Origin of the sequence: Rothia similimucilaginosa, assembly GCF_029850985.2 — a bacterium.
Classification (GTDB): Bacteria; Actinomycetota; Actinomycetes; order Actinomycetales; family Micrococcaceae; genus Rothia.
This window is the reverse complement of the sequence record NZ_CM138149.1, coordinates 44,916-66,167: the sequence shown is the minus strand read 5'-3', so window position 1 is coordinate 66,167 and position 21,252 is coordinate 44,916. Positions and strand designations below refer to the sequence as shown.

17 protein-coding genes are annotated in these 21,252 nt (G+C 57.7%); 10 read left to right on the top strand and 7 right to left on the bottom strand.

All coding sequences use genetic code 11. From position 1 onward, the window contains the following. Positions 1–321: 321 nt before the first annotated feature. The gene (locus QFX07_RS00300) at positions 322–5,211 is read right to left on the bottom strand and encodes an NAD-glutamate dehydrogenase (RefSeq protein ID WP_279754430.1); all 4,890 of its coding nucleotides are present in this window, start codon (positions 5,209–5,211) and stop codon (positions 322–324) included. 270 nt (positions 5,212–5,481) lie between these two features. On the opposite strand from QFX07_RS00300, the gene QFX07_RS00295 reads away from it, so the two are divergent. Further along, a complete protein-coding gene (locus QFX07_RS00295; protein WP_279754428.1) occupies positions 5,482–6,396 on the top strand; it encodes a shikimate dehydrogenase in 915 nt (304 codons plus the stop codon). An 82-nt stretch (positions 6,397–6,478) separates the two neighbouring features. Here the strand turns inward: QFX07_RS00295 and QFX07_RS00290 are convergent, their stop codons facing one another. Beyond that, entirely contained in the window at positions 6,479–7,771 is a 1,293-nt protein-coding gene (locus tag QFX07_RS00290) for an MFS transporter (RefSeq protein WP_279754427.1), read from the bottom strand. 396 nt (positions 7,772–8,167) lie between these two features. Between QFX07_RS00290 and QFX07_RS00285 the strand changes: the two genes are divergently transcribed. The 8 genes from QFX07_RS00285 to QFX07_RS00250 all read left to right on the top strand — a co-directional run bounded on the left by QFX07_RS00285 (position 8,168) and on the right by QFX07_RS00250 (position 14,368). Continuing rightward, positions 8,168–8,818 (top strand): peptidoglycan amidohydrolase family protein, encoded by a 651-nt coding sequence (locus QFX07_RS00285; protein ID WP_279741912.1) that lies wholly within the window; start codon positions 8,168–8,170, stop codon positions 8,816–8,818. 1,029 nt (positions 8,819–9,847) lie between these two features. Continuing rightward, positions 9,848–10,447, top strand: a complete 600-nt coding sequence (locus QFX07_RS00280; protein ID WP_279741913.1) for a hypothetical protein — start codon at positions 9,848–9,850, stop codon at positions 10,445–10,447. 194 nt (positions 10,448–10,641) lie between these two features. Next, entirely contained in the window at positions 10,642–10,866 is a 225-nt protein-coding gene (locus QFX07_RS00275; RefSeq protein WP_279741914.1) for a hypothetical protein, read from the top strand. Further along, positions 10,859–11,071: a phage holin gene (locus QFX07_RS00270; RefSeq protein WP_459550500.1), complete on the top strand. Its 213-nt coding sequence runs from the start codon at positions 10,859–10,861 to the stop codon at positions 11,069–11,071. The genes QFX07_RS00275 and QFX07_RS00270 overlap by 8 nt, the downstream gene beginning before the upstream one ends. 106 nt (positions 11,072–11,177) lie before the next feature. After that, a complete protein-coding gene (locus QFX07_RS00265) occupies positions 11,178–11,756 on the top strand; it encodes a glycosyltransferase family 2 protein (protein ID WP_459741170.1) in 579 nt (192 codons plus the stop codon). Positions 11,757–11,860: 104 nt separating this feature from the next. Next, positions 11,861–12,157 carry a hypothetical protein gene (locus tag QFX07_RS00260; protein WP_459741169.1) on the top strand — a complete coding sequence of 99 codons (297 nt, stop codon included), beginning with the start codon at positions 11,861–11,863 and terminating at the stop codon, positions 12,155–12,157. 41 nt (positions 12,158–12,198) lie between these two features. Further along, positions 12,199–13,191, top strand: coding sequence for a glycosyltransferase family 2 protein (locus QFX07_RS00255; protein WP_279741916.1), 993 nt, complete (start codon positions 12,199–12,201; stop codon positions 13,189–13,191). A gap of 61 nt (positions 13,192–13,252) precedes the next feature. Further along, positions 13,253–14,368 (top strand): acyltransferase, encoded by a 1,116-nt coding sequence (locus tag QFX07_RS00250; RefSeq protein WP_279741917.1) that lies wholly within the window; start codon positions 13,253–13,255, stop codon positions 14,366–14,368. 89 nt (positions 14,369–14,457) lie between these two features. On the opposite strand, the gene QFX07_RS00245 is transcribed toward QFX07_RS00250, so the two are convergent. The 5 genes from QFX07_RS00245 to QFX07_RS00225 all read right to left on the bottom strand — a co-directional run bounded on the left by QFX07_RS00245 (position 14,458) and on the right by QFX07_RS00225 (position 20,223). Next, the gene (locus tag QFX07_RS00245; RefSeq protein ID WP_279754426.1) at positions 14,458–15,858 is read right to left on the bottom strand and encodes a hypothetical protein; all 1,401 of its coding nucleotides are present in this window, start codon (positions 15,856–15,858) and stop codon (positions 14,458–14,460) included. 117 nt (positions 15,859–15,975) lie between these two features. Then, complete coding sequence (locus tag QFX07_RS00240; RefSeq protein ID WP_279741919.1) at positions 15,976–16,851, bottom strand: glycosyltransferase family 2 protein; 876 nt, start codon at positions 16,849–16,851, stop codon at positions 15,976–15,978. A 50-nt stretch (positions 16,852–16,901) separates the two neighbouring features. Further along, positions 16,902–17,279, bottom strand: coding sequence for a DUF2304 domain-containing protein (locus QFX07_RS00235; protein ID WP_279741920.1), 378 nt, complete (start codon positions 17,277–17,279; stop codon positions 16,902–16,904). Between the two features lie 2 nt (positions 17,280–17,281). Beyond that, positions 17,282–17,968, bottom strand: coding sequence for a glycosyltransferase family 2 protein (locus tag QFX07_RS00230; protein ID WP_371567857.1), 687 nt, complete (start codon positions 17,966–17,968; stop codon positions 17,282–17,284). A gap of 254 nt (positions 17,969–18,222) precedes the next feature. Continuing rightward, a complete protein-coding gene (locus QFX07_RS00225; protein ID WP_279741922.1) occupies positions 18,223–20,223 on the bottom strand; it encodes a DUF6541 family protein in 2,001 nt (666 codons plus the stop codon). Between the two features lie 393 nt (positions 20,224–20,616). On the opposite strand from QFX07_RS00225, the gene QFX07_RS00220 reads away from it, so the two are divergent. Further along, on the top strand, positions 20,617–21,159 hold the full coding sequence (locus QFX07_RS00220; RefSeq protein WP_279741923.1) for a flavin reductase family protein: 543 nt from the start codon (positions 20,617–20,619) through the stop codon (positions 21,157–21,159). Positions 21,160–21,252: the final 93 nt, after the last annotated feature.

Below are 21,252 nucleotides of genomic sequence, written 5' to 3'. Positions count from 1 at the left end.
CGTGCCGCAGGGTGGGGGTTCGTCATGATGATGGTGCCGGGTCCCTTTGGCTTACAGTGAGCTTGCCGCGATGCCGCCGGGAATCAATATACTCCATATATCGATTAAAACCTTAGGTTTCCTTAACCCTCTACCTGATATTTGGCGGGATTTAGAACAAAGTCTCACACTGCATTTAGTGTAAAAACGCATCGTTCGTTGTCAGAGAAGGTTTTTCTGCATAGATTTTGCGACATCCCACCCACTGCATAAAAGCATCCCGGCCCCTTCAACAGCGAAGGAACCGGGATGCTCTACGCGACCCTAACGGGTCTTAGTTCATTAGGATGCGCTCGAAAGAGTACGCAGAGCCACGGACACCACAGCCAGGCGCGGGTGACCGGTAACGTCCGGAGCAGCCTCGCGGATCTCCTTCAGAACGCGGTCAATGTTGCCCACGCGGGTCGGGTGCTCCTCAACCCAGGTTTCCAGAGCCTGCTGTGCACCTTCTACAGTGGAGAAGTCACCCTTGGCGCCCTCTGCCACGGACAGTGCCAGCTCTGCAGCGGTCTCGTAGAGGCTGCCGCGCAGTGCCTGACGTGCCAGAATCTCCCAGCGGTCGTTGCGGGGCAGGTCGGAGATGAGGCCGAGCAGCTCGTCCACCTTGAAACGGTCGTAGGTTGCGAAGTAGACCGGTGCCAGCGAGGTTGCCTCGAAGTCGTGGTCGCGTGCGGAACGGATAACGTCCATCAGGGCGTAGCCCTCAAAGCCGCGAATCCAGATGACTATGAGTTCCTCAGGCAGGCCCCATGCCTCGCCTGCATCGCGCTTTGCACGAACACGGTCACGGGAAGTACCGGAGAGGTACTCGGGCAGGTTACGGCGCATCTCGACGACGGAACCGAAGGTCTCCAGTAGCTCAGAGATGCTGGTGCCAGCGACCACACCACGTTCGGTGATGAACCAGCGGACGGCACGGTCCAGAACGCGCTGGTTATCGCGCAGAACGGTGAACCATGCATCCAGCGGGGTCTTCGGGGACAGTTCACGGTGTAGCTTAGCTGCGGTGCCCAGCTCGAAGAGCTCGCGAGCCACAATGAAGGCGCGTGCGACGGAATCGATACCAACGTTGAACTCCTCCATCACGCGGTATGCGAAAGTGATACCACCGATGTTGACCAGCTCGTTAGCGACGCGGGTGCAGAGGATTTCCTTACGCAGCGGGTGCGAGTTCAGGTGCTGGCCGAAACGCTCAACCAGTGCTGCCGGGAAGTAGCTGCGCAGCACGCCCTCCAGGTAGGGGTCGTCCGCGAAGTCGGTCTGTTCCAGTGCGTGAGTGAGGTAAATCTTCACGTACGCAGCCAGCACAGACAGCTCGGGGCGAGTCAGACGCTCGCCGGTGGTCTCCAGACGTGCATCCAACTCCTCATCGGTGGGCAGGAACTCGACGGCGCGGTTCAGACCGGCGTGCTCTTCCAGGTCGTGCATGAGGCGCTTGTACAGGTTGATGCCCAGGAAGGAACCGTGGAACTCACCCTGCAGCAGCACGTTCTGCTCAACGTTGGTGCCGAGTACCTTGCCGCCAACCTCGTCCTGCAGGGACTCGATGAAGGAAGCACGCTCTTCAACGGGTAGTTCACCACGTGCCACGAGGCGGTCCACCAAAATCTTAATGTTGACCTCACGGTCACTGGTTTCCACACCTGCGGAGTTGTCGATTGCGTCGGTGTTGAGGATAACGCCGTTGAGCGCAGCCTCAACACGGCCCAGCTGAGTGAAACCGAGGTTACCGCCCTCGCCAACGATCTTGGCGCGCAGGTCCTTACCATTGACACGCAGTGCGTCGTTAGCCTTGTCGCCTACCTGTGCGTTGGTCTCGGTGGATCCCTTCACGTAGGTACCGATACCACCGTTGTAAATCAGGTCGACCGGTGCCTTGAGGATAGCAGAAATCAGCTCGGTCGGTGCCAGCTCGGTGACGGACTCGTCCAGATCCAGAACCTCGCGTACCTCGGGGGTGATCTCGATGGACTTCAGGCCGCGAGAGTACACGCCACCACCGGCGGAAATCAGGTCGCGGTTGTAGTCCTGCCAGGAGGAACGGGGCAGGTTGTACAGGCGCTGACGCTCGTCGAAGGATGCTGCCGCGTTAGGGTTCGGGTCCAGGAAGATATCGCGGTGGTCGAATGCTGCGACCAGGCGGGTTGCCTTGGAGCGGAGCAGACCGTTACCGAATACGTCACCGGACATGTCGCCAATACCGACTGCGGTGAACTCTTCGGTCTGAGCGTCGTGGCCGAGCTCAGCAAAGTGACGCTTGACGGACTCCCATGCACCGCGTGCGGTGATACCCATTGCCTTATGGTCGTAGCCGACGGAGCCGCCGGATGCGAAGGCGTCGCCCAGCCAGAAGCCGCGCTCCAGGCTGATTACGTTTGCGGTGTCGGAGAATGCTGCGGTGCCCTTATCCGCTGCGACCACCAGGTAGTAGTCGTCAGCGTCGCGTGCTACAACACCCTCGGGGCGGACAACAGTCTCGGATCCGTCAGCGCCAACGGAGAGATTGTCGGTGACGTCCAGCAGGGAGCCGATGAAGACCTTGTAGGACTCGCGACCCTCGGTGATCCATGCATCGCGATCCACTGCGGGGTCGGGCAGCTGCTTGGGGAAGAAGCCACCCTTCGCGCCGGTGGGGATAATGACGGAGTTCTTCACCATCTGTGCCTTGACCAAGCCCAGAACCTCGGTACGGAAGTCGTCACGGCGGTCGGACCAGCGCAGGCCACCACGTGCGACGCTACCGAAGCGCAGGTGAACACCCTCAACGCGCGGGGAGTAGACGAAGATCTCGAATTTGGGGCGGGGCAGGGGTGCGAAGTCAATCTCCTGCGGTGCCACCTTGAATGCGAGTGCGGGGCGGCCAGCAAGGTATGCGTTAGTGCGCAGGATAGCGCGAATGACCTTACCGAGGGAGCGCAGATAGCGGTCAGCATCCAGGGTGGGAATCTGGTTCAGTTCCTCAACCAGGTCGGCTTCGATTTCCTCGCGGCGTGCGTTGCGCTGCTCATCGTTGAGACCGTTGTTCGGGTCGAAGCTGACCTCGAAGAACTCGACCAAGTGCTTGGTGATGGCCGGGTTAGCGAGCAGGGTGTTTGACATGAAGGACGGAGTGTAGCCCAGGCCCAGCTGAATCAGGTAATGGTTCAGGGCACGGAACAGACGTACTTCCTTCCAGGTCAAGCCCTCAGCTAGAATCAGGCGGTCCAGGGTGTCGGACTCGCGCTCACCGAGCAGGTAGGCGTTCAGTGCATCCTCGTAAAGGGAAGCCACAGCGTTCGCGTCTACACCTTCGGGGAACTGGACCCCAAAGTCGTAGAGGTAGCCGTAGTCTTCGCCATCCTCAGGCTTGAACTCGTAGGGCTTCTGATCAACAACGACCAGACCCATATTCTGCATAACCGGCAGCAGCTCGGTGAGGGTGTGAGGTGCGGACAGGTAGGTCTTCAGTCGGGTAGTGTTGGCTTCGCCGGCTTCAACCTTGATTGCGGCGGGCTTCTGGCCCGAGAGAGATTCAAGAATCACGATATCCTCGATTGCTTGTTCTACTGTGTAATCGGCTCGGTAGGCTGCACTCGTCGCATCTGCCCAGGCTGATGCGAGTCGGCGGCCTTCCGCTCCGGGTTTCCATGCCTCAATAGCAGCTGCGGTTGCTTCCACCCAGGAGCGGGCGGCTTCTTGCAGTCGCTTTTCGAGAGCTTGATGATCCGTCTTCGGCACATCATTAGGGTTGGTGAGCCGAATGCGGAAAAATAGACGCGCCAACGATGAGGAGGACAGGTACACTTCATGGTCGATGGCACTAAGATCAAATTCCTGTTGGAAAACCTGTTGGATTCGCGCACACACGTTCGTGTTGTAGCGGTCCCGAGGCAGGTACACCACGGCGGAAATAAACCGGTTGAACTGGTCTGCGCGCAGGAACAGACGGGTCTTGCGGCGCTCCTCCAGGCCCATAATGCCGCCGAAAGTTTCGGTCAGGTCATTAGCGGAGGCGTGGAGCAGTTCCAGGCGCGGGTAATCTTCCAGGGCACCCAGAAGCGCCTTGTCAGAGTAAGAACCGGGATGGTAGCCGAGGCGGCGGCGCACCATGGCGATACGCTCACGCACCAGCGGAGTCTCAATGGCGGGCAGGGAGTACGCCTGGCGGGTAAACAGACCCAGGATGACGTACTCACCGATGACTCGACCGTTCAGGTCGAAGCGGCGCACACCAATGTAGTCTAGGTAGTCGTTGCGGGCAACCGTGGAGCGGGAGTTCGCCTTCGTGATGTACACGGGGCGGGGGAACAGTGCACGTTCGAGAGTCTCACCAGAGAGCTGAATGCGGTTACGGCCCTCGGTGGCACGTAGAATACCGAGCGCCGAGCCGGGGCGGTCCACCAGGGAGATAGCACCGGAAGAGCCGTCCAGAACGCGCTCCTTGACACCCATGAACACGAAGTTGCCGCGGGTCAGCCAACGTAGGAAGTCCTGTGCCACCTCCACGCGGGAGGCAGGCTCCACACCGCGCGGGTTGGCGGCGTAGGATTCCTCGCCGTGACCCAGGGTGGCACCACGCAGCTCGTACATTACTTGAGCCATGTCGAAAACGCGGGTGACCATGGCATCCAGGTCGCTGTGGCAGGCACGCACGTCAGCAAGGACGCACTCAACTTCCTTCTCGCAACGGCGCTGATCTTCCTCAGTGAGGTAGCGGGTCAGGCGGACTGCAATCCAGGATTCAATAGCGACCGTGGCGCCCTCGGGGGCGTTCTCACTGAGCTTCAGGGAGGGCACGCCCAGGGTAGCGGTATCACCGCTGGCGAGGTTGCCACGCATGCCGGTGCCGCGCAGGCTCAGGATGGCACCTTCCGGATCACGTTCTACGAGGAAGGTGGGGTGAAGAATGGTAACGAAACCACCAAAGTTCGTTGCGAGGCACGCAGTCAGGGAGCTGACAATATGCGGCATGTCGTCGGTCGTGACGTATAGGGTGGTGTTGTATTCGTCGTTGCGGGCAGCAACAACGGGGGTCTTAGGCATGCGGATTCGAGCCAGCGCACGGTGGGTGCGAGCTAAATCCTCTAACTCTGCCGGGGTGAATTCTTCACGCTCGTCTTCGGGACTGTTCAGGAAATACTGCTCGACCCATTCATCGGCGCCAGCGAAGTGTGCCATAGCCTTGTCAGTCATTGACAATCTATCCTCCGAATATCGGTATCACTTCACTGTGACGGTGTCTGTGTAGTCTCACGTGCGCGCTCCAGCGCACAAGTAGTTATACCAAGCTTATACCTTTGAGATGTTTATGTCAGATACATTGTGCTCTTAGGGGTATAAATTATTTTTCTCTTCTCCCCAACTCCAGCACATATTTGGCACCGGTTCAAAGACATGAAGTCCCTTATGGAATAACGGAACACCAGGGTTCCGTCTCGAGGAGCGGACGTTTAGAGTGGGAATATGAGTTTGCGTACTGAATCTTTCCTGGTGGGCCTCATCGGTGACGGCATCACCTCCTCCCTCACCCCTCCTATGCATGAGGCGGAGGCGGACGCGCACGGGGTGCGTTACCTGTACCGCCCCATCGACCTGGACGCCTTGGACCTGGACGGGGCTTCCGCCCCGGCGCTTCTGGATGCGGCAGCACTGCTTGGCTTTAACGCGTTCAACATCACGCACCCGTGCAAGCAGTCAGTCATGGAGCATCTGGACGAGCTTTCGGATGCGGCACGCGCCTTGGGAGCGGTCAATTGCGTGGTGATTCGCGAGGATGGCACATTCTACGGCGATAACACCGACTACTCGGGGTTCATTGCGGCATTGAAGCGCGGTCTGCCACAGGTGACGGAGGATCCAGCGCGTCTGGAGCACGTGGTGCAGATGGGTGCTGGCGGTGCCGGTAGCGCCACGGCGTACGCACTGTGCCGTCTGGGGGTGCGCCGCCTGAGTCTCTTTGAGCGTGACGCGGCGAAGGCTCAGGGGCTTGCGGAGCAGCTGGATGGGCTCTTCCCGCAGACCCGAATCGAGGTGTTGAGCGACGATGAGCGCCTCATTGAATCTCTACTGAAAGCTCAGGGTTTGGTGAATGCAACCCCGGTGGGTATGCACGTGCATCCGGGCATGCCGTTGAGTGAATCGGCACTGAGCGCCGGGGTATTGTGTGAGGGCTTGTGGGTTGCGGATGTCATCTACCTGCCACAAGAAACGCAGCTGGTGCATGCGGCGCGTGCCGCCGGGTGCGAGGTGCTGACGGGTGGCTACATGGCGGTGGGTCAGGCGGTGGATGCGTTCCGCCTCTTTACCAAACTAGAGCCGAATGCTGAGCGTATGGCGGCGCATTTTGAGGCACTGATTGCGGCACAGCAGGGGGCTTAGAAAACCACATACAGGTGGGGCTGGATAGTCATCTATCCAGCCCCACCTGTATTTATTCTATATACGAAATATATTGTATGGGCTATGCATCCAGTTCCGCAAGGGACTTCTTATAACCCTCACGAGCCGTCAGCGCACCCAAGGCCACGAGCACACACATGGCGACCGTGAACACGGCGGGCAACACCGCATTGTGCAGGTCGGCACCAGCGAGGCTCGTTGCCACGGCGGGTGCTACGCCTCCGGAAATTGCGAAGCCAATCTGGGTGCCCAGCGCCAGACCGGTCACGCGCACGCAAGTGGGGAACATCTCCGCGTAGAAGGCGGGCCACACGCCATTCGCCATGGAGTAGAGCGCACCGTGCATGAGCACACCGTAGGCGAAGATACCCACCCAGTTACCCTCGGCAATCGCGCCAAGGTACGGGAACATCACCAGGGAAGAAGCAACCGCACCGGTAATGAACACGGGCTTACGACCAATCTTGTCGGCAAGCATGGCGGCGAGCGGAATCGCAATCAGACCGAGGGTATTGGAGGCGACCGGCACCAGCAGCATGGTGCTGCGATCAAGGCCGTAACCCTTGGTGGCGAAGGAAAGCGCGAAGGTCGTGAAGACCATGTTCACGGTGTTGACCATGGCGCACACGGCGATGGTGAGTACGGCCCGCTTGTGGTGCTTGAAGACCAGCACGAGCGGGGATTCGGTGAGCTTTTCACGCTGCAGGTAGGCGGGCGGTTCAGAGAGGGTGCGGCGAATCAGCCAGGCGGTCACCACCACGAAGGCGGAGAGCCAGAAGGGTACGCGCCAGCCCCAGGTGAGCAGCTGTTCGTCCGGCAGGGCGGCGAAGGGAATGAACACAGCAGTCGCCAGCAGCGAGCCGAACTGGGTGCCCTGCAGGGTCCAACTGGTGGTGAAGGCACGCTGATGCTCGTTGGCATGCTCCAGGGAGATGGAGATGGAGCTTGCCTGCTCACCGGCGGCGGAGAGGCCCTGAAGTATACGGCAGATGACCAGCAAAATCGGTGCGATAATACCCGCTTGGCTGTAGGTTGGTAGGCAACCGATGGCGAAGGTGGCGCTACCCATCAGGAAGAGCGTGAGCATCAGGACGAATCGGCGGCCGTAGCGATCACCGAGGGGTCCAACGATCATGGCGCCGAAAGGTCGCACAACGTAGGCGACGCCCACAACGACCATGGATTTGAGAATGCCAATGGCTGCGGTGTCTTCGGGGAAGAAGATACGGTTAAGCACGATTGCGGCAGCGGTGCCGTAGACCGCGAAGTCGTAGTATTCGAGGGCGGAGCCTATCCAGCTGGCGAGGGCGGCTCGTCGTGGTGATCGGGCGGGCGCGTCGGTGCGTCGGCTCATGGGTGGCTCCTTCGGTGCTATACCCGTTGGGATGGGTGGGGTCGCGGCGTGGGCGGCCCGCGTGGTCTGTCAATGTGCTCTTTTAGTCTAGGGAGCAATGCACCTGTTTTCCATAGGTTAACCTAAGTTCCCAGGGTTTGAAGTAGGTAGAAACACGGAGACCGTGCGAACAATAAAGAAATTTGTAATTTCAAAAATACGCGACAGGACTTTCACATCCCAACCCACATAAAGTGAATATCACCTCGGCAGGAGTGTGCCTACCGAGCAGTCACGCCGACCAAGATAAAGCTGGTCGGCGTTTTTAGTGTCCAATTCATTTGCGGTAGCCCCGAACTATAGACTTCCCGGGAGGTTCATAGTGCGGGGCTACCGCCTTTCCGAAAGGATTTTATTATGTCCAAGATTGATCAAGCGATTGCATGGATGGAGCAGCGTAAGGGCAAGGTGACCTATTCGATGAATTATCGAACTGGCCCGCATTCTTATGACTGCTCATCTGCGGTTTACTTTGCACTGCGAGATGCTGGCCTGCTCCCGCAGAATATTGCCATCGGTAATACCGAAACGCTTTTCCACGATTTGGAGAGTAATGGCTGGACTCAGGTTCGACCGGATGCATCGGGTAATTACCCGGCACGACGTGGCGACGTGTTTATTTGGGGTCGCCGTGGATACACCAGCGGCGCAGCTGGTCACACCGGCATTTTCTATGATGACCACGACACGATTATCCATTGCAACGCTGGTCATAATGGTATTTCTATCAATCCGCACGACACGATTTGGTCGTACAACGGTAGTCCGGCGATCACTATTTATCGTCCCCCGGCAGACGTAAACGAAGAAGAGGTTATCTATCGCGCAGCTAAGAATGCAATGAATGCAATCTATGACGAACCTTTCATCCGCAAGGGAGATCTCGCAGAAAAGGCATTCGGCAACCGCCTCACTGGCCTGCGCGGCGTAATCCACTGGTTCGACAACTCCATGTTGCACCTTCAGCAGCGTCTCGATGATGCAGAAAAAGCTGTGCGTGCGCTCTAGTTAGATTTATCTACTGAAACCAAAGAGATAACCATCAGGGTGTTTGGGGGAGGGTCTCTAGGCCCTATCCCAAACACCCATAAAACTTTAAATATAACGCATTCAATAAATTACAAAATTTTACCTAATGAATATTTATCGATAAATAAACCAATATAAGTTAATTTACGAATTAAATAGCATCATCTACCTTCAAATACACCTCCCCCCTAACCTAAATATTAAATGTCGATTTAGAACATTGAAAAGTATCTGTTTACTCTTTTGACTAGGCATAGTATTCAGGAGAAACCATGAAACACCTACCCCGTCCCTGCGCAGGGTGCAGGGAGCCAACCAGTTCCTATAGAGAGGACTGCCGCACCTGCCAGGCGCGACGCCGTGCTATACAGACGCACGATAGTCCCTATCTAATGCAGGGGCATTCAATATGCCCTCGGTGTTGGCGTACGGCAGGTCTCTCTCTACCGGCAAGTAGTGTACGCCCGGAGAACTACGGGCAACCGCTCGTAATAGAGAATCAATGGAATCCCATCTATTCCATCTGCCGTGCATGTATCCACGCGCCAGAAGGTACCGTTCCTCTTGATTCACCGCGGGTCTATCTTCCTGTCAATCCTAGAGCTCGACGAACTTCAAAGCAGCGAATTTACCCTTCGCGAGCAAATCCGGTTCTTTTTCTTCCGCTTTCTCATTGCACGCGTTGCGAGAAGCCAATAGATGTGGATTCTCGACATGCCGGGCATCCCTTATGCCGCAAGCACTACCGGCAAAAGAAGCGACAGAATGCGCACCAGGATACTGAAGCTCCAATCGGCAAGAAGAGCGGACAGGATGAGTGGGCCGTTCATGATGCTGGTTTAGCATCATTCCTACACGCACGGAGAAAACGCCTGTCACATGCTTCAACTTCCCTGCCAAGAAGCAGAAGCAGAGCAACTCTTTGTAGAGCCAACACTATGGTTCACGCACCTTCCGCACTGTAGCGGATATCAATAATTCACTCATTTAGCAGAGAGGCTACATCATATGGCTACCATTTCGTCTGGCGAGCAACTGCAGCAGCATCTAATCGCTCTAACTGTGGGCACACCAGTGAAGGACTCAGACCGTCAGTGTCTACATCGCACAAATTTCCGTATTCCACGCCATCAGGCATTATTGGATGAGCTGGCAGATTACGTAGCCGGTGGTTCACGTACTGGAGGAGCATCCAGCACCAGCCGCTTTGGAAGTCGTATACCTATTTCTGCTAATGCATTAGAAATCCAAGAGTCTATTCGTGCCGTTGTTATGCCCTCATTCCCAGGTGCACCGCTGAAAAATCAGGTTTCTGCGTGGATTCACAATCACCTACATCAGGAGCTTCATGATGAGGCGTTGGCAACGACGACCAGTTGGATTCGGGCCATTGTTGCGTTGCGCCATCCCAGTCATGATTTGCAGGGATTTTGTCCTAACTGCGGGCAGCAGGAAGTCATGAAAACAAGCTGCGACGGCTCAACATCAATACGCCGACCTGCACTGTATTACACCGCTGAAAGGGCATCTTGTCGTTCTTGCTCTGCTATGTGGGAAGGTTTAGAGGGCATGAAGGCCTTAGCTCTGCTACTTCATAGCCAGGACTAATACTGTCCGCATTAAACTTCTGCCTGTGAAAATAGGTAAGCGTTCCAGTAGGATTACATCATTTTCCCAGGCAGATAAAGCTACCGCAGGAAGCTGTTATTTCACTGCTGTAGTTCACCCCGTCAGGTTTATCCTGGCGGGGTTTTCTGTTAAACCGCAGCTATCATAGCTGCCCAACCGCCAAGGAGATTATCATGGCACCTATTTCTGAAGCATCCGCCTACCGCGCAGCACATCGAGCCCTAACCGATGTGTATAACGAGCCCTTTGTTCGAGAGGGTCATCTTGCGGTTGCTAAATTTGGCAATGCTACTGTCAACACTCGAACCGTTGTGGAATGGTTCGATTATCAGGTGATTCTCATTGCTAAGCGTATTGAAGATATCGAGAAGCTCGCAAAGTCAAAGCGCCGTGCTTAGACACCGTCCGGAATGGCGTAAGCAGCTGTACGCGGTCATTCCAGCTACCACTGCCGTCCTGCAGACCTACGGAATCCTCACGCAGGAGCAGGCTAGTGTGTGGGCTGGTCTCGCGATAGCCCTCTGGGGTTTGTGGATAGCTTGGGCTAACACCGACCATACTTGCAAGCCCCGCAATACTACGCATATCCCTCCTCATCAGTAGGTCCGTCACATACCGTGGGGGCGGTGGAACATATTTCGATTCCCCACCGCCCCCACCGTATGATGTACCTGTATAAGTTCCAGCCACCGCATTCCGAAGAGGTACTATGCCGTCACCCCGCACCAGCATTATCATGCCGGTCTACAACACCGTAAACACTGTAGTTCGGGCTATCGACTCCGTACTCTCTCAAACCGACCCGGACTTTGAACTCATCATCATCAACGATCAAAGCCCGGATGATTCTCACCGTGTAATTCAGGAGTATCTCCAGAAACTCCAGGACTCACGCATCTCGTACCACCTTAACGAAAAGAATCTGGGACTAGCTGGTGCGCGCAACGTTGGAATCAGCCATGCGACCGGCGAATGGCTCGCTTACCTCGACTCTGACGATGCATACAAGCCCAACTTCCTAGAAGTCATGCACGCCGCCGCAACCGATGACGTCGATATCGTCGGTTGCGCCCACGACATCTACTACCCGGACGGATCAACCCAGTACCGTCTCATGGGCGAGGACGGTACCTTTAGCGGTGATGACGCGCTAGCACGGGTTCTTAGCAGCCGCATCGCGCCCTTCGCATGGGACAAAATTTTTCGTCGCACCACACTCAAAGACATCCGATTCCCTCTCTTAACCGAGTGGAAGATGCCGGATACAGCATCGCGGCCTGCACCGTAGCCCGCGCACTGAAGATTATCCCTGATTCCCTGAATCTCTACTCCGTTAACCCCGAATCTATCACTTGGGGTTCTACTCCTCCTTTCGAAGATCTAGTCGCCTTCATGGATTACGTGGATGCGACAGTAGATGCTCCCCACGCCGGCAAGAAGGTTCGGACCGCGCTTGCCATCTCGCGCATCATCAATTTTGTGAACAGCGGTAATAGCATCCTGCGACAGAATCCTCCCGGGGGTAAAGAATTCCTACATCGCTGCCGCCAAGAAATTACACCCCATACCCTATACCTTGCGATGTCCGCCGGTTCCGTCTATGGATTTGCAGGTGCGCTCTTCAAATATTTCCCCAAAATCTATTACCCCATCTATCGGACATATATTAAGCGCACCTACGGAATGTAGCCCTGTTCTTATCAGCCCCGTTTTCAAAGGTTCCCGTCTTTATGTCTGCCACCCCTCGCACTAGCGTTATCATGCCGGTCTACAACACCGCCTCCACCGTCATTGCGGCGGTCGAGTCGGTGCTGGCGCAGACCGACCCCAATTTTGAGCTTCTGGTCATGATTGACGGCTCCCCGGATCATTCGGCGCACCTGATTGCCGAGTATCTGCAGCAGAACCCGGATGAGCGCGTGCGCGTGTTCAATAACCCCAAGAATCAGGGCCTGTCTGCAATGCGTAACCAAGGTCTCGACCACGCACGTGGCGAGTGGGTGACTTTCCCCGATTCTGACGATGCTCTCTACCCGACCTTCCTGGAGCGCCTGCACTACCACGCCGAGCGTACTGGTGCGCAGGTGGTCAATTGCGCCCACAATATGGTGGCAACCAATGGTGCTAACAGGAAGCGTCTGAAGGGCTCCCCCGGCACCATGACTGGTCAGGAGGCGGCATTTGCTCTACTCAAGGACGAGCTGTCTCCTTACGCCTGGGATAAGATTATTCGCCGCGAACTATTTGAGAACGTCAGGTACCCCCAGATTGAACGTGCTGAGGACGAATGCGCGCTACTGGACTGCTACCTGCGAGCACAGAGCGTGACCATCATCGATGAGCCACTGTACGCTTACGCTGTGAGCGCGGCAAGCCTGACATGGAGCCGTATTACTCCCCTATCTGAGACTGCCCGCCTGCTGGAGTATTTTGAGAAGTCTCTGCAGCGTACGAGCACGTATCATCTGCCTGCCGGTCAGGAGGCGCTGACGATTGCCCGGGTTCTTGCGTACCTGAATAATGCGCAGCAGGCACTGATTGTGGGCGGTGAGAGCGCACCGGCTGTACTGGCGGGTTGCCGTAGTGGTTTTACGGTGCGCGATGCACTGCTTGCGTTGCCCATCCGCCCGGTTTTTGGTGCCGCCGGTCTACTGTTGAAGACCAGCACGACACTGTACCGTCTGCTGTATGGTGCGTACGTTAAGCGGGTCTATAACCTCTAGAATTCGGGTGCATGCACCCATTTTTCATCACACTCACACACATTGATTGGAGCGGATTTTCATGTCCTCCAAACCTGCATCGGCGCAGGTGGCGTTCTCTCAACCTGCGGATGCTCAGCCTGAGTCTCAGGTGCCTGCCGCGCGCCCCAGACCTGCGCGAAAGGTGTATCTGGACCTCATTAATGTTCTCGCCATTATCTGCGTGGTGGCGTTGCATGTGCGGTTCAACTACCGGGTGGATTATGATTCGCCCGGTTGGGTTCTCGAGAATATCCTGTCGGGTACCGCGGTGGCTGCAGTGCCGCTTTTCTTCATGGCCTCGGGTATTACCCTGCTGAATTTCACGAACCGTGAGAGCGTCGGCACGTTCTATAAGAAGCGTTTCACGAAGATTCTGATTCCGCTACTGGTGTGGGGTCAGGTGTACCTCTTTGCGCGCAGCTGGTTTAAGCACACTCCCCTGCCCACGGGTGAGGAGATTCTGGCGGTGCTGTTGGCACCAAACAAGGTGGGCGTGACCCTCTGGTATTTGGAAGCACTCATCGGCGTGTACCTGGTGTTGCCGATCTTCTCGTACGCCCTGCGTGGTGCCGGTGAGAAGAAGGTGCAGCTGGCGTGGCTGATGGCGGCTTTGGGTCTGCTGATGCCCATTGCGACTGCTTCTCTGCAGAAGATTAACCCGCAGTTTATGCCGGAGTTCTCGGCACCCATCGTGGGGTATGTGGGCTTCTGCTTCCTGGGTTACGCGCTGGCGAATACGGAGTTTAGCCTGCCGTGGCGTCTGGTCATCTATGTGCTGGGTGTTGCCGGTTCGCTCACGCATATTCTGGTGGGCCCGTACCTGGTGCTGAACCACCAGGGCCTGGGCGGTTTGGCGACCGAGTACCTGTCTGTTCCGACGATTTTCTGGGCTTCGGCGGTTTTTGTATTCTTCAAGTCTCTGCCGCTGAATCGCCTGCCGGAGGCGGTTCAGACGGGTCTGCGTAAGCTCTCGGCTCTGACTTTTGGTGTGTACCTGATTCACCTGCTGATTATTCAGGGCCTCGCCGCCTACGGTTGGCCGCTGGTGGATTACCGCCTGGAGGCACCCTACGCGCTGCTGGTGTGGGCTTCTTCGCTGGTTCTGGTGTGGCTACTGCGCTGGATTCCGCCGGTTCGTAAGTGGCTGATTCCCTAGCGGTGATCCGCCTACCGGGGTAAAACGTTGGGAGGGGAACGTACGTGACGTACGTACCCCTCCCGTAGGTTTTAATCAGAGGTTTTAAACTACTCCGCGTGGGTTTCTTCGGCGCGAGCTTCTTTCGTGCGGGATGCCAAAGACACACCCACCATGTGCACCACAAAACCGCAGACCGGGCCAACCGCCAGCGCCACAATAGCGCGCGGTACCAGCGGGGTGGGGACCAAGAATGCCAGGCTCAATGTCACCGCCGCGGCAACCACCCAGCCGGCAAGGTAGATGCGGTGCTGGTTCACTGCGAGCGCCATATTGCCCGAGAGGGTCATGAGCGCCAGCAGTGCCGAGGCGAAGACCAGCGCACCCAGGGTGATGCCGGAGGCTGCCACCTCGTAGGCGGACTCTGCACCTGTAGCAGGCGGGTAAATCAGGCGGAACAGCAGCGGACCCACCACGTACGCCGCCAACGCGCCTACAGCGCCCACAACCACCACGACGGCGGCAGGCTTAATGAACGCCGCTACGGGGCGGTGGCTCTGCTTCAAGAAGGCAGAAACCGCCACACCCTGGAACGCCTGCAGGGGAATCATAATCGGCGAACGGGTAATGGAAATCGCCAGGATCAGGGTGCCCAGCACGACCGGTTCGCTCTCTGCGGTGCTGCTCGCCTTCAGCACGTTCGGGAAGCCCATCATCAGTACAGCCGCGGCGGCAGAGGACAGGAACGACCAGAGGATATTGGCGCTCAGACGGCGCGCGGGCACATCGGCGCGGGCAACCCACAGGCGGCGACCCGAGACGGTCGCGAGCGCCAGGATGAGCCACAGGCCCATCGGCACGACGATTGCCACCTCAAGACCGGCAAGAGAAGGAATCATGAGCGCAGCCGCAAGGATGAGGATGAGGCGCCCGACCGATTCCAGGCCGCCTACCGCCGCGAAAAGGTACCAGCGGTCCTCACCGGCGGTCACGCCACTGATGGTCGCCTGCAGGGCGTAGAGGAACACGCCCACCGCCATAACGATTACACCAATCGCCGCCGAATGCGGAATCTGCTGGTCTGCCCACAATGGGGAGCTCACCAGCACCAATGCGGCGGCGATAGCGCCCAAAGCCGCGGTTACCGTAATCACGAGAGCGCCCTGCGACACGGAACCCTCAGCAGATGTAGCGCTGCCCGATACCGCCCTGTCAGTTACAGTATGAGTGCGTGCCGTACCCACCGCACGCGTAATCTCCGGCTGAATACCCGTGATAATACCCGTCACCGTGAAAAGCGCCGCCCAAAAGAGCAGGAACTCCGTCAGCTCCGAACCGTTCAGGGCACGCTGAGCAATCATAGTCACCACCAGTGTGGAGACCGCCGCCAACAGGGACGAACCCAAAAGCGCCAGGGACTGGTAGCGGGTAACCGTGCCCGACAACTGAGTCTTTTCGGAGGTTTGTTCCTCCACCCCACTCTTATCGGGGTGCTGCACCGACTCGCTCACTGCATCCTCCTCGTTCCAGGCCGCCAACATAGCCGCCAACACAAATCATCATTACATACGCAGATGCGCCGCACATCCATCGCAGGATGTACGACGCACCGCACACAAATATAGAGTTTACTTCACCACATGCTCAGCAAGGTTCTTAACACCCTGCCACTTCTTCGCCAGAGCCGCCTTCGGTAGCAGAGTCAGCGCGTGAGCACGCGAGGAGAAGCGAATACGCGCCACACGAGCAGCCTTCGTCCAACCCAGGGCAGTCATCTCTTCAACCATGGTGTTGTAGTAGCGGCGCTCCTCCTCAAAGCGGGTACCCTCCAGGGCACGCCAGGACGAGTCAGAACCACCGTGGCGGCGGTACATGAACGCAACCTGCGGATCGTAGTACAGGGAGCCGCCGCGCATCGTAATGTCGAGGATCAGCGCCATGTCCTGGATAACGTTCAGGCCCTCACGGAAGCCGGTGCCCACGATAGCGTCCTTACGCCAACCCAGGGAGGGGAAGTAGAACCACGCGCCGCGCAGCAGGGAGGTAGCCAGCTCCTCCCCCTGCAGAACAGCCTCACCCTTGGGGCGGTAGAACGCCTTAGTCTGCTCCACCAGAGTGTTCGACAGGCCGTTGTTCTCATCAATCACGACCACGCCGGGCTGGAAAATGGACGCCTCAGGGTGCTTAGCCGCCGCATCCACGAGCCACTGCACATAGTTGGGGAGCATGACGTCGTCAGCACCCATGACGGTGACCAGCTCGTTCTCCACAAAGGTCAGGCACTTGCAGTAGTTCGCGTTCGCACCCAGGTTGGTTTCATTACGCATATAGGTGATGCGCTCGTCCTTCAGCGACTCGAACCAGCCGGGAATCGAGTCGTCCGGGTAGCCGTCATCAACAACAATCAGGCGCCAGTCCGGGTTGGTCTGACCGACCACAGACAGCACAGCCTGCTTCATCATGGCGACGTCGCCGTAGTAGGGGAACAGAATATCAACGGTCATGAGGTATTACTCCAACTCACAAAGGGGTGAAAAGTTCGACAGTAAAGCTTTTAAGATTCCTGCTGGTTACGCTTTTTCGCACCGGCAGCGCCCTCCGGCTGCTCCTGAAGCGCCTTCAGGATGGCGACTTCCTCAGCCAGAATGCGGGTCTTCTCCGACAGGCGCGACAGCTCCAGAGTCAGGTGAATACTCACACCCATCAGCAGCAGAATAGACAGGAGGAACAGCAGATTCACCGGCAGGGCGACGCCCACAAAATGCGCCACACCATTCAGAAGATTCGGGAAAACACCCAACACAATAATGGTGGTACCAATAATCAGCCATAGGGCGGCGTACCGCTCCTTCATGCGCTGGTTACGCACCTGAATCACCACGAAAGTGCAGATCAGTACGGCAAGGATCAAGAAGAAAACACTGGCGCTCACGGCTACTTCTCCTCAGGACGGCGGCTCACCGAAATGCCGTAGGCAAACAGTGAACGAACCAGATAGACAGCAGACTTCAGCGGACCGGAGGAGGGGGTACCTCCCTGACGTTCACGCATATGCACCGGCACCTGACGCACCTTCAAGCCATTGTTAATAGCCATGGCGGTGATGTCGATCGTATCGCCCAGGTATTCGGCGGGCAGGTTACGGCAGTAGAAGTCGATACCGCGGCGGTTAGCGATCTTAAAACCGCTCGTCACGTCCGTGAACGGGGTACCCGCCGAGCGGGTGAACAGGAACGACAGCAGGCCCATCGCCCACTTGCGCGGGCCGGACACCTCGTAGTCAGCCGCACCATCAGCGAAACGGGAACCAATCACGATGTCGTAACCCTGCACCGCCTCGATGAGTGAAGGGATACTCTCGGGGTGGTGCTGACCGTCCGAATCGACCTGCATGGCGTAGTCGTAGCCCATGCGCTGCGCGTACTTGTAGCCGGTGCGCATGGCGGCACCCACACCCATGTTGTAGGGCAGGTCAATCACAAAAGCGCCCGCCTCACGAGCCACAGCGGAGGTGTTGTCGGTGGAGCCGTCATTGACCACCACCAGGTCCACGTAGGGTACCGTCTCCTTCAGTTCAGCGATGCTGCCGGGCAGTGCTTCTTCCTCGTTCCAGGCGGGCATAATCACCAGCGTACGAGGTGAAGTGAGTGGGGTGAGAGGCGGTGCGGGAGAACCCATAGGGCAGTTACCCCTCCTAATGAATGTGTCTTACCGTGCGTGTGAAAGCCGGTATGCCCTAGTGGACATACCGGTTTTCATCATATCAGTGGTTCCGCGGCATCTAAGATTTGGTGACAGATTGTAGACTGCACCACTTATTCTCTGAGATGCATACGCTCTATAAGGGGGTGTTGGCGCACCTTCTAGTTAGCGCATTAGTTATCGCAGGCGCTAATGCGGTACAGAGTCATCGGGCCTGAGGAGTACACCGGGGTCAGAACGTCCGTGTCGATAGCAGCCACCAGGCCGTCATAGTTCTTCTGCTCGCTGGGGCCGAAGTTGCCCTGGTTCTCCAGGTGCACGTACCAGTGAGCCTTGTACTGGTTCACCTCGCGGCAGACTTCCGGGTTCGTGCGGGCGTCCTTCAAATCGTTCAGGATCGCCGCGTACTTCGGGGAGGTCTGGAACTCGAAGTGGTAGCTGGTCAGGTGGCGGTCAGCCAGCGCGTAAATGTAGGCGCTACCGTCCCAGGGGTTGTTCACGATGGTGTCGCCCTTGGGCACGATCTTCGGAATCTCGTTAATGACGTTCATCTCATCCTGGTTCAGGATGTCGGAGGTCGGGGTCACCTGGTACCTCTTCGCCACCTCGAGGGTTGCGTCATGCATTGCGGGGGTACGCGAGGACAGGCCCGCAACCGCGAGCACCAGCACCATGGCGGCACCCATCATTGCCGGGGCGACCTTCGCGTGCTTCTCACGCGGAATAGCGTGCATGATGCGCACGAAGATGCCCTCCACGGCACCGCCCAGGCCAATACCGGCAAGAAGCACGGAGGGGAACACCACCAGCGCCGCCAGGCGGAAGTGGTCGGTGTACCAGGGGCCTACCATCAGCAGGCGGAAGTCACCGCGCGGCACCGAAGCCGCAATAATCCACATGTAGCCGACCAGCATCCAGCTGCCAATCAGCCACAGGTTACGGCGCTTATACAGCAGGTAGCCAACGCCCCACAGCGCCAAGAAACCGACCAGGTAGGCGGGAGCAAAATTACCACCCAGCGGGTTCGCGTTCTCCAGGCCCAGGAACAGGAACTGGTAGACCGCCTCGCCTTCGCCCATGATGGAGGTCCACAGTTCGCTCGCCTCCTGGCTCGGGCGCAGCACGGACCAGGCGGTGACGCATCCGGCGATCAGGGCAACCAGCACGCCGGTACCCACCAGACGCTCACGCGTGGACGCGCCACGAGTCCGCAGAACCTGCACCACGCCGCCCAGAAGCATGGGCACCGCAAACACTGCGGCAGAAACCACCGCGTTCGGATGCACCAGAGCCAAACCGCCCAGACCCACCAGAATCGTCAGCGACAGGGACAGCACGAGGGAGTACTCGCGGCGCGCCATTACCTGAATCATGTGCGACAGCAGCGCCACGAACGCGGGTAGTAGGGCGTAACCAAGAAGGTTCGGGAACAGCACGCCCCAGAACAGCAACAGACCGGGGAACGCAAAGAAACCGCAGGTCAGTGCCGGAATGGCGAGCGCCTGCAGGCGGCGCAGATGCGGAATGCTCAAGCACATTGCCACCAGGGAGCAAGGCCAGATAATGCCCGCCACCAGCAGAATCATGACGATGGTTGCCGTAGCAATGCTCGTGCCGGTGGTGTTGTAAATCAGGTACACGAAATCGTGCCAACCGGCGGGGTAGAAGTACGGCTCCTGGTTCATGCCGGAGACAGCGCCCATGGTCAGGCTGGAGGCGTCGCCGTGCTCCTGAATCCAGCGGATCGCGTTCATGTGGTAGGAGTTATCGAGGGTCTGCGAGAACGCCTCCGGACCGAACACCATGTCCTCGGTCATGTGCAGTACCAGGAAACCCCCCAGTACTGCACCCACCACCGGCCACGCGACAGGAACATCATTACCCGGCCACGAAACAGACGCCAGAGCAGGCCAACGGCGACCCACCAGCCACATGAGACCAGCAGCCGCAGCCACCAGCACTGCAGCGACCAGCACGAAAGAAATCAGGCTCCACGGAATACCGGTCTTACCCAGCACAATCGCAGAGACAGTCACTAGGGCAAACGTCAGCAACGGTGCGTAAAAAACACGCAGACGTGCAGGAACACGCAACGCCCAGCCCATTGCATAGCCGGGGCCAAAAGCCAACATGACCGCAAAAAGGAGTAGCGGAATAGTTGCCAACCAGCTCATTAATCCTCATCTCACCACAGTTCACGCACCAAAAAACCCTCAAATACGGGGCACGAAACGCTTTCAAGTACCTAGCAAGGATACCTCAGAGGCCTCTACACCCCGCGAAACCCCGCAGAAGAGAGAGGGATAGCACCCACAACCCGCTACTCAGGCCCTAATGCGGGGCAATCGGCGAAGTGCATCTTCGAAGCTCCCAAAAGACGAAGATTATGACGTAATATTTCACACCCAATGTCACGAAAGGTTCGCCTAAGAAACATAGGGCAATAAATAAGGTGTTCGGCATCCTTTACCTTTACTCTGAACATATCTCCCCTTAACTAAAGGGTCGCCCAGAGCAAACACCACAGGACGAACCCTCAAACGCAGCCGCAGAAGAAAGGGTCGATTATGACCGAAACCGTTGCAGCACAGGCGCTCATCGCCGATACCTCCGAACAATTCAAACTAGCCTTCGGCCACCAGCCCGCAGGCGTCGCCATCATCACCGCAACCGACGAAAACGGTGAACCGGCAGGCTTCACCGCCTCCTCCCTGACCTCCGTGTCCGCAGACCCCGCCATCATCGCCTTCTCCCTGAAGGCAAATAGCGGATCCGCAGCAAAGATCGCTGCCTCCTCCTCCTTCCTCGTGCACATGCTCGACGCTGAGAATGTCACCATCGCCAAGAACTTCGCCACCCACGATTACCCCCGCTTCGAAGACACTAGCGCCTGGGAATTCGTCCACACCGGCGAGCCACTCGTCCACGGCGTACGCCGCGTTCTGCGCGCAACCCCGCTCAGCCGCGTTGAGGCTGGTCCCGCAATCGTCTTCACCGCCCAGGTTGAAGAGTTCATCCGTAACGATTGCGAAGGCACCCCGCTGGTCTACCACTCGCGTAACTTCCACGCGCTGGGTGACCACTCCAACGTGAACAACTACAGCATCTAACCCCCGCGCAGGGGTCACGGGGCGGTATTCGACGACCATGAAGCGACGAATACCGCCCCGCGGCGTACCCTAAACATAAAAGCGCATACGGCA

What these genes read in the sequence shown, in the direction of transcription:
- QFX07_RS00230 (WP_371567857.1), bottom strand. Translation starts at nt 17,968, where the DNA reads ATGCCCGCCTGGAACGAGGAAGAAGCACTGCCCGGCAGCATCGCTGAA.
- QFX07_RS00255 (WP_279741916.1), top strand. Translation starts at nt 12,199, where the DNA reads ATGTCTGCCACCCCTCGCACTAGCGTTATCATGCCGGTCTACAACACC.
- QFX07_RS00240 (WP_279741919.1), bottom strand. Translation starts at nt 16,851, where the DNA reads ATGACCGTTGATATTCTGTTCCCCTACTACGGCGACGTCGCCATGATG.
- QFX07_RS00300 (WP_279754430.1), bottom strand. Translation starts at nt 5,211, where the DNA reads ATGACTGACAAGGCTATGGCACACTTCGCTGGCGCCGATGAATGGGTC.
- QFX07_RS00250 (WP_279741917.1), top strand. Translation starts at nt 13,253, where the DNA reads ATGTCCTCCAAACCTGCATCGGCGCAGGTGGCGTTCTCTCAACCTGCG.
- QFX07_RS00280 (WP_279741913.1), top strand. Translation starts at nt 9,848, where the DNA reads ATGGCTACCATTTCGTCTGGCGAGCAACTGCAGCAGCATCTAATCGCT.
- QFX07_RS00265 (WP_459741170.1), top strand. Translation starts at nt 11,178, where the DNA reads ATGCCGTCACCCCGCACCAGCATTATCATGCCGGTCTACAACACCGTA.
- QFX07_RS00275 (WP_279741914.1), top strand. Translation starts at nt 10,642, where the DNA reads ATGGCACCTATTTCTGAAGCATCCGCCTACCGCGCAGCACATCGAGCC.
- QFX07_RS00295 (WP_279754428.1), top strand. Translation starts at nt 5,482, where the DNA reads ATGAGTTTGCGTACTGAATCTTTCCTGGTGGGCCTCATCGGTGACGGC.
- QFX07_RS00225 (WP_279741922.1), bottom strand. Translation starts at nt 20,223, where the DNA reads ATGAGCTGGTTGGCAACTATTCCGCTACTCCTTTTTGCGGTCATGTTG.
- QFX07_RS00220 (WP_279741923.1), top strand. Translation starts at nt 20,617, where the DNA reads ATGACCGAAACCGTTGCAGCACAGGCGCTCATCGCCGATACCTCCGAA.
- QFX07_RS00260 (WP_459741169.1), top strand. Translation starts at nt 11,861, where the DNA reads ATGGATTACGTGGATGCGACAGTAGATGCTCCCCACGCCGGCAAGAAG.
- QFX07_RS00290 (WP_279754427.1), bottom strand. Translation starts at nt 7,771, where the DNA reads ATGAGCCGACGCACCGACGCGCCCGCCCGATCACCACGACGAGCCGCC.
- QFX07_RS00285 (WP_279741912.1), top strand. Translation starts at nt 8,168, where the DNA reads ATGTCCAAGATTGATCAAGCGATTGCATGGATGGAGCAGCGTAAGGGC.